Genomic DNA, 13,436 nt, shown 5'->3' with positions numbered 1-13,436 from the left:
AATTTACAAAACTGGACTAAAAATTTTAGCAAAACCTTCTTTTAATTTTTCGCTCCAAGGTCTTTGCAAAAAAGAAGTATAATCTAATTGTTTGCTTTTTCTTATATCTTTTAAAAAATCATCTCTAAGTTCTAAAGCAAAATTATCATCATAAATTACAGCATTGATCTCATAATTTTGTTCAAAACTTCTGATGTCCAAATTTGTGGTTCCTATAGATGATATTGTATTGTCTGACACAATAGTTTTACTATGTAGAAAGCCTTCGGGGAATAGGTATATTTTTACTCCTGCTTGTAACAATCGTTCAAAATACGAGCGAATACACCATTTGACAATAGTATTGTCTGATTTTTCTGAGAGTAGTAAGCATACATCTACACCACTTAGTGCAGCAACCTTTAGAGCATCAAGAATAGATTCTCCAGGAATGATATAAGGATTTGTGATATATACGTAGTCTTTGGCTTCGTTGATAATAGAAAAATACATTTGCTGAGTTGCAGAAAAATCAGAGTCAGGGCCACTATGTACAATCTGTACTGTAGCATTTTCTTTCTCTATTATGTTTTCTTTTGAAAAATAAATAGCTTCTAAAATCTCATCTTTATCACTTACAAAATACCAGTCCATAGCAAAAACGGCTTGTAAGCTGTTTACAATAGGCCCTTTTAATTGCAAATGCATATCATGCCAAATACCCAGAAGGGGATCTCCTTTTACATATTTATCGGATACATTGATCCCTCCAGTAAAAGCAATTCTACCATCGATTACTATAATTTTGCGATGATTTCTATAATTGATTGATGATAAGAATTTACCAAATTTTATAGGAAGAAACTTATAAATTTCAACACCTATACGCTCTAACTCTCTGATGTATCTTTTGCTTAATGATATGCTACCAATGCCATCATATAGAATACGTACTTTTACTCCATTCCTGATTTTTTTCTGAAAAAGATCAAAAAGACCAGCGGATAATTCTCCTTCTTCAAAAATATAATATTCTAAATGAATAAAATGTTTTGCTTCTTCTATGGCGTCAAATATAGCCTGAAAGGTGGCATGCCCATTTTTGAGAATTTTTAGTTTATTTCCTTGACATGGAGTGAAATGTGAATTTTGGGTAATTAAGGAAATAATTTTATGATGTTCTTTATACTCTTGTTTTGTGATCAAAGGATATTGCTTTGATACATTTGTAATATAAGAAGTAACTTTATGGGTGTGTTTAAGTTCAAATAATTTATTTTTCCTACGATTTCTCCCAAGCATTAAGTATAAAAAAAAACCACCAATAGGAATAGTAAAAAAAGCAAGTAGCCACGCCAATGTTTTGGTGGGATGCATTCCATTCAACAGTAACCGTATCACAATAAGAGCTCCAGTTGCAATATAAAGAGCAATAAGAATTTGTGATATCATCTAATCATATATTTTTATAACTATTCGTTACTATGCATTATTAGTAGAGGAATTTGTGTTCCATAACTTATTTTAGAGGTTTCAGATTTTTTTATAAAACGATCTAAAAATGTCTCTCTTTTGATAAACATGGCAGTCATATCAACCTCCATAATTTGTACAAAACTATTAATAGCCAATGCTGTCGGTACGTTAATAATAAAGTGAAAAGTATGGTTTATTTCTTTAAAAAAGGCTTTCATACGTTTTTTATCGTCAAAATCGGCTATAGTTACCGTATCATCTTCTTTTATTTTGAGTATACGCAGTGTTGATTTATAATACTCTATAGCGTTCATTAGAGGAGTAATTCCTTCTTCATTAAAATGATCCCAATAGTCTATGGCATATAGGATTGATTTTGGAGTTTTGAACTTGTATCCTTCAGGAATTGCAATTAGAGGACAATCTATTTTTCTGATGACATTGAGTGTATTACTGCCAAAGACAACCTCAGAGGCTCCAGTTGCTCCATTGGTTCCCATAACAATAATGTCTATATCTTTTGATTTGATAGTTTGTCTAATCGCATCTACAAAAATATCATAATCAGTAATTGTCTGAAAAGTATGATTGTCATTGGGATGTTCTTTGATTAACTCTTCTACCATATGGTTAAGTTTCTGCTTTACACCGCTGATCACAGACTGATGGATAGATGTATCAGAAGGAGAGGTCATAAGATCATCAGTGGTATAACTAGATGCTTTTTGTACATTAAGAAGATAAAATGTACAAGACTGATTCTTGAAAAAATGTAAAGCATATTCAATGGCATTTCTGGAATTGTCAGAAAAATCAGTGGGAAGGAGGATGTTTTTCATCTATCTATGATTTGTTGTTTTGATGGTGAGGTGTACTATTTCCAATAATTATTTAGATCGAGATCAACTTAATTATAATGGCTTATTTTATACGTATGATATTTATTATCATAAAAGTAGATGAGATTGTATAGTAGAACTATGACATTTGTCATATTACATGTAAAGAATATAAATCAGCCACCAATAGTAATCATGCTACGATTATTAGCATGTGTTTCGGTTTTTTTAAATTTATCCAATGTATCCATTCCGCTTCGTATTTTGAGTTTGGATTGAATTGCTTTTTGAATAATAGAAGTAATTGGTTTCCCTGCTCGTAGAGGGGTAAGTATATCAGATTCTTTTGAAGAGAATAGGCAATTTTTTAATTGTCCATTGGCAGTAAGGCGTATTCTATTGCAACCATCACAAAAAGGGTTAGAAACAGAGCTTATAATAGCAAAAGTACCTTGATAACCTTTTATTTGATAACTTTTTGTAGTATCATTTGGAGCATCTTCTAGTTTTATAATGTTTTCTTTTTTGAAACTTGATTGTACTTGAGAAAGAATTTGTTCTAAAGAAACTAGTTTCTCTAGATTCCACCTATTTCCATCAAAAGGCATAAATTCTATAAACCGAACGTGAACTGGTAAGTTTTTACTCAAATTGATAAAGTCAATAATCTCATTATCATTAAAGCCCTTTATCAAAACACAATTTATTTTTACCTGTATACCTTCTTTTATGAGTAAAAGAATATTTTGATATACCTTGTCAAAATATGACCTTCTGGTTATTGTTTTGTTTTTTTGTGAATCAAGTGAATCTAGGCTTATATTGAGTGTTGTGATTTGATGTTTTTTGAATAGATCAATAAATTTATCTACTATAACACCATTTGTGGTTAATGTAAGTTGTATTGGTAATGAAGCTAATTTTTCTATAATACGAGAAGTGTCTTTGCGTATCAAGGGTTCTCCTCCTGTGAGTCTAATTTTGGTTACTCCCAGATCAACAAACTTTTTGGCAATGGTATAGATTTCTTCATACGTCATGATATGAGACTTAGGAGATAGTTGTACCCCAGCTGCTGGCATGCAATAGGTACAACGAAGATTGCATCGCTCTGTTAGCGAAATACGAAGATAATTGTGTTTTCTATCAAAGGTGTCTGTGAGGCCTCCTTCTTTTTCTGACTTCATAAGGCCAAATGATTTATGGGGTTCAGGATCGGTTTTAGTCATGTCTTACTCCTTTTAGAATTCTAAATACATGTAGTACTTCAGGAAAAATAGCATCCATAGATTCTCTTGCTCCATTAGTAGATCCTGGTAATGCAAGTACCAATGTGTTTTTAATAGTACCTGCTACGCTTCTTGATAACATTGAATATGGCATACGATCTTGGCCATATTTGCGAATAGCTTCTTCTATACCAGGAATGGTTCTATCTAAAAGAGGCTTTAGTGCTTCTGGGGTTACATCACGCTTTGATAAACCAGTACCTCCAGTATAAATAATAAGATCTGCATCTTGTTGCTGATACTGTTTTGCTTTTTCTTGAATAAGTGCCACTTCATCAGGAATGATTACATAACCTACTATATCGACATCACATTGTTTTAATTTGGTAATGATGGCTTTGCCTGCTTTATCTTCTTTTTTTCCTTGAGAAATAGTGTCAGAACAAACGATGACAGCTGCAGTAAGATCTCTTCTGAAAGTGTCTTTGTAATCAGATTTCCCTCCTTTTTTATCTAATAGTTTGATATGATGTATTTCTACACCTTTATCAATTGGTTTGAGCATATCATACATATTAAGTGCTACGATACTTGCTCCGTGCATAGCTTCTACTTCTACTCCTGTTTTATAGATGGTCTTGATAGTTACCAAAACTGTAATTTCTAGCCCTTTGATTGTATAATCGATTCCTGTATACTCTATAGGTAATGGGTGGCAATCGGGCAATAAATCAGGAGTCTTTTTTACACCCAGTAACCCAGCAGCCTTACTCATAGCAAACACATCACCTTTAGGAACTGTACCTTTTTCTATTGCCTCAATGGTTTCTGGTTTACTAACTTTGACAATAGCTTGAGCTGTTGCGATTCTAAGTGTAGTTGCTTTGTGGGTGATGTCTACCATTTTTTATATAAAATAATAATGAGTTAATTTTTGTGAGCTAATAGATAAAAAGATTAGCTATTTTGTTTCCATTGATGCGTTTGATCTTCAAGTATTTCTTTTCCAAAAACAGGTACATCTGCTTTAATAGCTTCTACCACATATTCAAGAGCTTCAAATACTACTTTCCTTCTTGGTGAAGATACAAAGACAAATAAGCATACTTCTCCTGTTTTTACTTCACCTAAACTGTGATAGATATGCATGCAGGTCAGGTCAAACTTCTCAAAAGTAGCTTCTCGTATTTCATAAAATTTTTGATTAGCCATTTCTTCATAAGCAGTGTATTCTATTGCAGTTACACTCTTACCATCAATTTTATCGGCACGTACCTGTCCCAGAAAAATATTATGCGCTCCAATACTGGTTTTTGTTTGGTGCTTAGCTATAGATGTTGCTATAAATTCTGGTGAGATAGGACCTTGTGTAAATACGTTTTTTGATTTCTTTTTTTCCATATTGTCTTTTTGAGATTATAACAATCTATTTTTTATTGGCTACTATTTTATAAACCAGTAAGATCTGGCATGTTTTCATATAACGAGATAGCTCCTTCTTTGATGTGTGATACTTTTTTGAATCCAGATTCCAACAGGATTTCTACAGCTTTTTTACTCCTAATTCCAGATTGACAAAAGACAATTATATTTCTTTCCTTATTCAAAGAAGGAAGCTCTTCTTTAAGTGTTCCCAGAGGAATATATTTTGGGTTGAGGCATTCTATTTTAGGAAGCTCATTTGGTTCTCTAACATCAATAAACATGGCTTTTTTTGATCTAAAAGCCTTTTCTGCATTGATTTCTTTAATTTGTGTAATTCCGCAGAAAAGATTATAATTGGTAGTTTCAAAATTTTTAGCAGAAGCTAAGATTTTGGTTATTTCTGATTCAACTCTTTTGATGGTAAAAGATGAAAATTGAGATGTTAGACTGTCATACATTAATAATTTTCCAGAGAGAACGTTGCCTAGTTGCAAAATGATTTTTAGCACCTCATTTGCTTGCATGCTCCCGATAATGCCAGGCAATACTCCTAATACACCAATTTCTGCGCAAGAAGGTACAGTGCCTGCTTTTGGAGGTTCAGGAAAAAGACATCTATAAGTAGGGCCGTTTTGATAATTAAAAACAGCTACTTGTCCTTCGTATTTATAGATGGCTCCATATACCAATGGTTTATTGGTAATAATACAGGCATCATTGATCAAGTATCGAGTTGAGAAATTATCGGTTCCGTCTACAACAATATCATATTCAGAAAAAATAGATATAGCATTTTTTGGAGTTAGTTTTTTAGGATATACATTGATCGTTATTTCTGGATTAAGATCAGTAAGGCGTTCTTTTGCGGCAATAGCTTTGTTGATTCCCAAAGAATTTTGACCGTATAAAATCTGGCGATGTAAATTGGAGATATCTACAGTATCAAAATCTACAATCCCTATTGTGCCAATGCCAGCAGCGGTCAAATATTGTAAAATAGGGGAACCTAAACCTCCAGCCCCAATGACAAGAACCTTAGAAGTATCTAGTTTTTTCTGTCCCGTAGTACCTATCTCGGGCAAGATAATCTGTCTGTGATATCTGGGGTTAAAAGAACTCATTGTTTATATAAAGTTTGATAATTGATACTTGTTTTTTTATAATCAACCACCAGCAAAAGGAGGTAATAATGCAATTTCTACTTGGGTATTGATCATATGAGTGTGATCTACTAACTCTTGGTTTATTGCTATTTTAAAATTAGTATCCTCTAGTTTGGGGTGATGTTTTTGTAGTTGCTTTACTAATTGAGCAACAGAACAGGGTTCAATTTGTAAAAACTCTTCTGCTATAGCCGTAACTTCTGCCAGCATTCCAAAATATTTAATAGTCAACTCCATTAGTAATGGTTTTTAAATCGGTGGTAGTATTTATATTAGTTACAAAAACATACTCATTTTTTGATACGGTGATTGTTTTTGTATGTAATGAAGTTACTAGTTTACGTAAACGTTTTTCTCCACTAGATAATAATTTAAAACATTGGTCAACACATTGTTTTTTATAGAGCGCAATTAAGGGAATTGTTTTTTCTTGAGCTTTGAATTGAACAATATCATAGTCTTTGTTTGTGTATGGGAGTAATTTTTCTAAAAAACTAGTAGTAAGCATGGGTACATCGCAGCTTATTACCAGATTATTTATTGTTGTAGTATGTGATAAACCTGTATGTAACCCTGCTATTGGTCCTGAATCTGGGATGATATCTTCTATTCTTATAGCTTCAAAAGTATCATAATTAGTATTGTTGCTTACAATAAATATTTGATCAACCAGAGGTTGTAATGCATCAATACAATGCTGGATAAAAGGTTTTTCTTTGAATAAAACCAATCCTTTTTCACTCCCCATCCTACTGCTTCTACCTCCTGCAAGGATAATTCCTGTTATGTTTTTTGGGTTGCTCATACATTGTTGTTCCTAGTAATCGATTGATTATTTGATAGATGATTGTAAGGAGATTTGTTTTAATTCATTGTCAAGAAACTCCCAGCATTTTTGATTAATCTGGTCAAAAACTTCAATTACTTTTTTACCATAAGGAGTAAGACTGGCTCCGCCACCACCTTTACCTCCAGTAGAGGTAATAACAAGAGGTTCTCCAGCACCTTTATTCATGCTATCTAGTAGGTTCCATGCCTTTTTATATGACATTTTCAGTAAACGAGCGGCTTTGCTTAAAGAACCAGTCTCGGCAATAGCTTTTAATAGATTTACTCTGCCTTCTCCTAGAAAAACACCCTGTTCAGATTCAATCCAGATTCTACTTTTTATTTTATAATCCATATTAAAATCGTTAGGTTTTCAAAGATACAACGATTTGCCAAGAAAAATACTGTTTCTAGTGGATTTTTGGGGAGATATATGTTCTTTTATGTTGTAAAAGATTTAATTATTATAATGAAGGTAGTTTAAGGTAAATGAATCACTTCTATACGATCACCACTATTTACGGTTATTACTTCTTCAGGAAGAAATACCATTGCGTTGGCTACTGCAAAAGAACGAAGCATAGAGGAGGCTTGTCCATCTAGGATTGTCACTTTATTATCTTGTACATGAGCTTTTAGAAACTCAGCTCTTTGTCCTTTTTTATGATATTCAGAAGAAGAGGTGTTCATACTTCGTTTTAGGTGAGGTTTATGATATCCAGAGAGTTTGAATAACGCAGGTAGTACATAGATATAAAAACAACTTAGTGCAGATGCAGGATTACCAGGTAGCGCAAATATCGTTGTGTTTTGTTTTTTTGCAAAGTATAGTGGTTTTCCTGGTTTTTGCTTTACTTTATAGAAGATTTCTTCTACTTGTAGTGCCCGTAAAGCTTTGCCCACAAAATCATAATCACCAACAGATATTCCTCCAGAAACAAGAACAACATCATGATGCGCTATGGTATTTTCTATTAGAGAGAGAGTAACATCATATGCATCTTCTACTTTATAGCAAGATATATCTGTAAAACCTGATTTGATAAGAGCGGTTGAAAGCATGATAGAGTTGCTCTCATAGATTTGTCCGTGTTTTAGAGTTTGGCCAGGAGAAACCAATTCATTGCCTGTTGCAATAATAGCAATAGAAGGTTTTTTGTAGATATCTACATGAGTGACCCCTAGTGATGCAATATATCCTATGGTAGCAGCAGTAATTATAGTGCCTTCTGTCAATGCGATATCTTCTTTTTGTATCTGCTCTCCAACAGGGCGAATATTGGAATTGAGGGTTACAGGTTGTTGGGGTATTATATAATGATCCTGAACTTCAATTTTTTCTTGCATTATTACTGCTTGAGTTCCTGGTGGAACAGGAGCACCAGTAAAGATTCTAATAGCTTGACCTTCTTCGATTTTAGGATTGGTATTGTCTCCAGCCTTAACCTCACCGATAAGTTTGAATTTTTTGTCTTTTATTGATCCAAGGGCATATCCATCCATTGCAGATTGCCTAAATGGAGGCATAGCAATAGGTGCTATTATATTCTTAGCTAGTACATATCCCAATGATCTAGAAATGGGAACAGTATCAATAGCTTTTGTTTTTTTTATATGATTCTCTGCTAATCTAATTGCTTCTTCTACTGTTATCATCGGATGGTAAAATTATACATACGAAGATACAGTGAAATTTTAAGATACCCCTTGTATAGAGGGGTGTAAATATAGTATAAGAGTTTAGGTTCCTTGAGTGATTCGTATATAATGACCCACAGACTTATCATTATACCTAATTGATACAACAGTAAGTCTGTGGAGCTTTATATATTATATACGATCATAGAGATACTATGGTAGTAATCTTGAGCGTAGGGTTGATCTGAGAGATAATAGTAATACTCTTATCTGTTTTTTCGATCACTCTAGTTTCGGGTATTGGTAAAGGGTTATTTATATGAATTGGAGGGGTTGATTTGTGTAAAGGTGCTTCATACTCATGTTTGGTGTTAGAATTTAAATAAAAAGATAAAGGTCGAGGTCTAAAATCGATAAGCCAAGCAATTAATTCTAGATTAGCAGGAGTTGTTGATTTTGTTTCTCCTGTCAAAAAATTCAAAATAGGTTTAAATCTATCACCATTAACGCGCTCGATAGCATGTGACTTGTTTTCTCCTTCTTTAAATTTAAAAAACCGATTCAGAATAGCTTCATCATATTTTCCTCTTCTTCGATCTAATAACCATAAACATGCTTCTTTAATTTGTTTTCGGGTAGGCTTAAAAAGGTAGCTACTCATCTCACCACCTTTTTCCCGTTTGTACTTATCTAGGACTTCATTCATGTAAGTAACACTTGTTTTTGTTCTCATATAGGGTTTAAGTTATTGGAATTTTCAGGATTTCTAAGGAATCTTAGGAATCTCTGGAATTGTTTACAAACATAGACTTGGGGTCTTTATAAATTCGTATCAACAATTAGTTCCAGTTTCATATTGCTAACATAGTAAATGTAAAGAACTAGTTGTTACGGGAATCCGTAACGTAATAATTAAAGCTCCAAGGAAAGTGGCTAAACATTATTACATCGGATTTCGACTTTCCAACAAAATAAAAGGATATCCCTTTTTGCAAATCAGTTGCCATCCCAAATCTCTGGTATAAACCAGACGGCAACCCCCATGTTTAACCTGAAAAAAATAAAAATTATGAAAACTGTTTTTTATATGCTAGTAGCCTTATTTATAACTGTAAATTTAATGTCATGTACTGCTGATAATATTGCCGATGACCAAGATATATCTGTTGAAACTGTTGCCACTGGAGATGGAGAAGTTACTTCTGCAGAAGATGAAGGCTGAAATTAAGTAGTTTCTTACAAAAAATATGTTTAAAAGGGTGTATACAGTTGATTATATTGCTGTATACACCCAATTTATTTAGTACTTTAGAGGTATGAAGTTTTGGCGAAAAGACTCCCTCTTTTTTATACTTATAGTATTACCTATTTTAGGTAGTACTAGATTTATTTATGGTCAATCTATCATGCAAGATTCTATATCAATAGACAGTTTGGATCGATATTATAAACTGAGCAGGTCAGACAGTTTATCAATTCCCGTTAGGTTAGATTATGTAAATTCTTTTTTAAAAGGGGCATCGTTATATAAACAAGATTCTTTAATCTATTTAGGATTAATGAGAAAAACAAAACTGTTGGGACAGTCAAGGCAATATGATAGCGCCATTACTTACACCTATCAGCTAAATGATTTGGCAAGACAAAAGAGAGATACATTATATATAGGAAAAGCACTAACCAAATTGGGGATTTATCATAAGAGTAATAATCAATTAGCAGAAGCTTTTAATTATTATAATGAAGCTTTTAAATTAGCTAGGATTACAAAAGATGGTATTAAAACTGGACGGAATCTGCTGGAAATGGCTAATATTCAGACTTCTTTGGGGGATTATTCAGGTAGCAAAACCACTGCAATTGATGGGGTAAAGTATCTAGAGGATACATCAGAATTGAGAAGTTTGGCTGGATTATATCATATTATTTCTGTAGCCAATAGAGTTCAGAAAAATTATGTAGAAGCTATCAAGTATAATACAAAAGCTTTGTCTTTAGGTAAAGATAAATTATCTAGACAGACTATTGGGGTCAAAAATATTCTTATTTTTAAAAACACCAAAGCTTTGATATTAGCCAATCAAGGAGATTATCAAGAAGCGATAAAGATATTAAAAGGCTTAGTCGAAAATTCTGTAGTTAAGCAAGATAAGAGAGAATATGCTAGAGTGTTAGGTAATTTGGGATATGTAGAATGGTTGGAGGATAAGAATGATGAAAATGCTAAATCAATACTACATAAGGCGTTAGGAATAAGAGAGGAAATACGTGATGTAAAAGGAATTATAACAAGTTGTATTTACTTGACCAGATACTATTTGGATAAAGATAAAGGTAAGGCTTTGTTTTATGCAGAATCTGCCTATCGTAATGCAAAAGAACAACATAGTTTGTCATCAACCTTAGAAGCTTTAGGATTTATTTTTGAATTAAGAGAAAACACAAATGAAGAAGCCAAGGTATACAAAGAAATACACAATAAATTATTAGAGGTAAATCAAAGTAATCGTGAAATTTATGCAGTTACTCGATATGAAAATGATAAATTGACCAATGAGAATTTGATTCTAAAAGCAGAGACAGCTAGAAAAGAACGACAAAGAATCATTTACCTTTTTAGTATACTACTGGTTATTTTGGGAGGAGGTATGGTGTTTTATTGGTTTGAGCAAAGACATAGGCGAGAAAAAATAAGAGAGGTTTATAATGCAGAAGCTCGTATTTCAAAAAAACTGCATGATGAGTTGGCCAATGATGTGTATCAAGTAATGATGCAATTACAAAACAATCAAAATGATTCTGGAGTATTAGATAAATTAGAGGATATTTATAATAGTACGCGAGATATCTCTCGTGAGCACAATAGTTTTGGTACTGGCAAAGAATATGCGAGAGAACTTAATGCTATGTTAAGTAGTTATGGTACAAATTCTACCAAAATTATTATTAAAGATATTTTTGAAATTAATTGGCAGTCAATTACACCAGAGAAAAAAATTATTGTTCATCGTACATTGCAAGAACTAATGGTAAATATGAAAAAACATAGTCAAGCAGCATTGGTAGCGATTACTTTTAAGAAGACTCCCAAAAGTATTGCAATCACCTATGCAGACACGGGTGTAGGGGTATCTGCTCAAGAAATAATATATAGTAACGGACTTAGGAATACGGAAAACCGTATAAAAACAATCGGAGGATCATTTATCTTTGATTCAGAAAGGAACAAAGGCTTTAAAGCCAAGATACAGTTTCCGAATTAATTTTAATAGAGAGCTTATGTTTAAGAAAATTTTAGTTAACGAAGACCTCGGCAGTATAAATCATGGAATTGCACAGATTCTACATGAGAGAACTGGGGTTAATGAGATCCAACAAGCGCAATATTGTGATGATGCTTATTTGAAATATAGAAGGGCTTGTAGTGATGGGGCTCCATTTGATCTGTTGATTACAGACCTCTCTTTTAAAGAGAGTCATAGAGAACGAAAATTAATGTCAGGTATTCAGCTCATTGAAGCAATACGCGAATTACAAGGAGATATTAAGGTAATTGTATATTCTATGGAGGATAGACCAGGCAAAATCAAATCCCTTTTTCAAGATCAACGTATTAATGCTTATGTATGTAAGGGGCGTTATGGACTTAATGAGTTAGTAACTTCTGTAAGTGAGGTATATAAAGGAAAAGCATACATATCTCCTCAACTTGAGAATACAATGAATAAAAATAATGTATTCGAACTCAAAGATTATGATATTTTACTATTAAAGCATTTGTCTGATGGGCTTACTCAGGAACAAATTGGTGCTTGTTTTAAGAAAAACCATATTTCTCCAAATAGTACCAGTTCTATAGAAAAACGACTTAATAAATTGAAATTTAATTTTAAAGCTAAAAATGCAATACATTTGGTTGCTATGACCAAAGATTTAGGATTATTATAATAATAAATTTGTTTACTTCAAGAAAAGGTGCCAAAAATTCAATTTTTAGGAATATTTACGGTTTTTTTTAGCCTTTTCTACACACTTTTCTTAATACGGGGCAATAGAGAATTATTTTGAGGAAAACCCATAAAGGATTATAGTTTATTAGTCTTAACTTTGAACTGATTACAGTTTTAATAAAGCTTTATTAAATGTGAATCAAAATAGTATTTTTTTGCTAATATGATCCAGTTTTCATCATATTATGTTTGACCAAAACCGATCAATAAAAGAATATATTTAAAACAACCCCGCAATTGTAAAACTTTGGCGAGCCAACAAAAGCAGGGTCTGAATAACGATCGATTTAATATAAATCAACCATTATAAGGATATTTTTAGAGAATATTACTCAAAAAAAGGATATGTATTTCTTGAATGATTTAACTCTAAATCCTTATATAAAACGTCGATATCCTAAAAAATATAGTTTATTTATATTTTTTAGGGTTTCTATTTTCCTAAGGCACAATATAGTAAGAAGCTTTTAAATAATTATGGTTTCCCGTAAGATATTTCCTCTTTTTTTTAACCTTTTTTTATCATGTTTGCATAGTGTGTATTTTACACACACTGCAACAACTTGTTTATCAGTTATTTGTGTTTGTTTTTTTGTTCGTGATAACTGTAAGAATTTTTCATAATAACTGTAAGAAAGAGGCGATTTAAATTCTTTTTAGAAAGATCTAAAAAAGTTAATTCCTACTTGTTTTTTGTAGGTATTCTCTCCTTATACCATTTTACACTTTGAATTTATCGCAATAAAATTCTCTTTTCCACCTATGTTTCAGAATAAAAATTAACCGAAACTATAGCTATGCTAATTTTTTCTTCTTTGGATAAAATAAAGAATAGCTGATTTTTTTATG

General features: G+C 32.3%; 14 protein-coding genes. 3 read left to right on the top strand and 11 right to left on the bottom strand.

Features of this window, described 5'->3' with window-relative positions; genetic code table 11:
• Positions 1 to 3: 3 nt before the first annotated feature.
• The 11 genes from cls to CVD18_RS03855 all read right to left on the bottom strand — a co-directional run bounded on the left by cls (position 4) and on the right by CVD18_RS03855 (position 9,283).
• Positions 4 to 1,431 (bottom strand): cardiolipin synthase, encoded by a 1,428-nt coding sequence (gene cls / locus CVD18_RS03905; RefSeq protein ID WP_103864138.1) that lies wholly within the window; start codon positions 1,429 to 1,431, stop codon positions 4 to 6.
• 20 nt (positions 1,432 to 1,451) lie between these two features.
• Positions 1,452 to 2,294: a universal stress protein gene (locus CVD18_RS03900; RefSeq protein WP_103864137.1), complete on the bottom strand. Its 843-nt coding sequence runs from the start codon at positions 2,292 to 2,294 to the stop codon at positions 1,452 to 1,454.
• Between the two features lie 176 nt (positions 2,295 to 2,470).
• Complete coding sequence (gene moaA, locus CVD18_RS03895; protein WP_103864184.1) at positions 2,471 to 3,481, bottom strand: GTP 3',8-cyclase MoaA; 1,011 nt, start codon at positions 3,479 to 3,481, stop codon at positions 2,471 to 2,473.
• Positions 3,482 to 3,515: 34 nt separating this feature from the next.
• A complete protein-coding gene (gene moaCB / locus CVD18_RS03890; RefSeq protein WP_103864136.1) occupies positions 3,516 to 4,427 on the bottom strand; it encodes a bifunctional molybdenum cofactor biosynthesis protein MoaC/MoaB in 912 nt (303 codons plus the stop codon).
• A 53-nt stretch (positions 4,428 to 4,480) separates the two neighbouring features.
• Positions 4,481 to 4,924 carry a molybdenum cofactor biosynthesis protein MoaE gene (locus CVD18_RS03885; RefSeq protein WP_103864135.1) on the bottom strand — a complete coding sequence of 148 codons (444 nt, stop codon included), beginning with the start codon at positions 4,922 to 4,924 and terminating at the stop codon, positions 4,481 to 4,483.
• Positions 4,925 to 4,971: 47 nt separating this feature from the next.
• Entirely contained in the window at positions 4,972 to 6,069 is a 1,098-nt protein-coding gene (gene moeB / locus CVD18_RS03880) for a HesA/MoeB/ThiF family protein (protein WP_103864134.1), read from the bottom strand.
• A 42-nt stretch (positions 6,070 to 6,111) separates the two neighbouring features.
• Positions 6,112 to 6,348 (bottom strand): MoaD/ThiS family protein, encoded by a 237-nt coding sequence (locus CVD18_RS03875; protein ID WP_103864133.1) that lies wholly within the window; start codon positions 6,346 to 6,348, stop codon positions 6,112 to 6,114.
• A complete protein-coding gene (locus CVD18_RS03870) occupies positions 6,332 to 6,916 on the bottom strand; it encodes a molybdenum cofactor guanylyltransferase (protein WP_103864132.1) in 585 nt (194 codons plus the stop codon). The genes CVD18_RS03875 and CVD18_RS03870 overlap by 17 nt, the downstream gene beginning before the upstream one ends.
• Positions 6,917 to 6,943: 27 nt before the next feature.
• A complete protein-coding gene (locus CVD18_RS03865; RefSeq protein ID WP_103864131.1) occupies positions 6,944 to 7,294 on the bottom strand; it encodes a winged helix-turn-helix domain-containing protein in 351 nt (116 codons plus the stop codon).
• A 125-nt stretch (positions 7,295 to 7,419) separates the two neighbouring features.
• Positions 7,420 to 8,595 (bottom strand): gephyrin-like molybdotransferase Glp, encoded by a 1,176-nt coding sequence (gene glp, locus CVD18_RS03860; protein ID WP_103864130.1) that lies wholly within the window; start codon positions 8,593 to 8,595, stop codon positions 7,420 to 7,422.
• Positions 8,596 to 8,779: 184 nt separating this feature from the next.
• On the bottom strand, positions 8,780 to 9,283 hold the full coding sequence (locus CVD18_RS03855) for a hypothetical protein (RefSeq protein WP_146052698.1): 504 nt from the start codon (positions 9,281 to 9,283) through the stop codon (positions 8,780 to 8,782).
• A 363-nt stretch (positions 9,284 to 9,646) separates the two neighbouring features.
• On the opposite strand from CVD18_RS03855, the gene CVD18_RS22485 reads away from it, so the two are divergent.
• The 3 genes from CVD18_RS22485 to CVD18_RS03840 all read left to right on the top strand — a co-directional run bounded on the left by CVD18_RS22485 (position 9,647) and on the right by CVD18_RS03840 (position 12,525).
• Positions 9,647 to 9,799, top strand: a complete 153-nt coding sequence (locus tag CVD18_RS22485) for a hypothetical protein (RefSeq protein WP_158250387.1) — start codon at positions 9,647 to 9,649, stop codon at positions 9,797 to 9,799.
• A gap of 94 nt (positions 9,800 to 9,893) precedes the next feature.
• Positions 9,894 to 11,840, top strand: a complete 1,947-nt coding sequence (locus CVD18_RS03845) for a hypothetical protein (RefSeq protein WP_103864127.1) — start codon at positions 9,894 to 9,896, stop codon at positions 11,838 to 11,840.
• Between the two features lie 16 nt (positions 11,841 to 11,856).
• Positions 11,857 to 12,525 carry a response regulator transcription factor gene (locus CVD18_RS03840; protein ID WP_103864126.1) on the top strand — a complete coding sequence of 223 codons (669 nt, stop codon included), beginning with the start codon at positions 11,857 to 11,859 and terminating at the stop codon, positions 12,523 to 12,525.
• The last annotated feature ends 911 nt before the right edge of the window (positions 12,526 to 13,436 follow it).

Source organism: Aquimarina sp. I32.4 (assembly GCF_002924285.1).
GTDB lineage: Bacteria > Bacteroidota > Bacteroidia > Flavobacteriales > Flavobacteriaceae > Aquimarina.
This window is presented reverse-complemented; position numbering and strand designations above follow the sequence as displayed.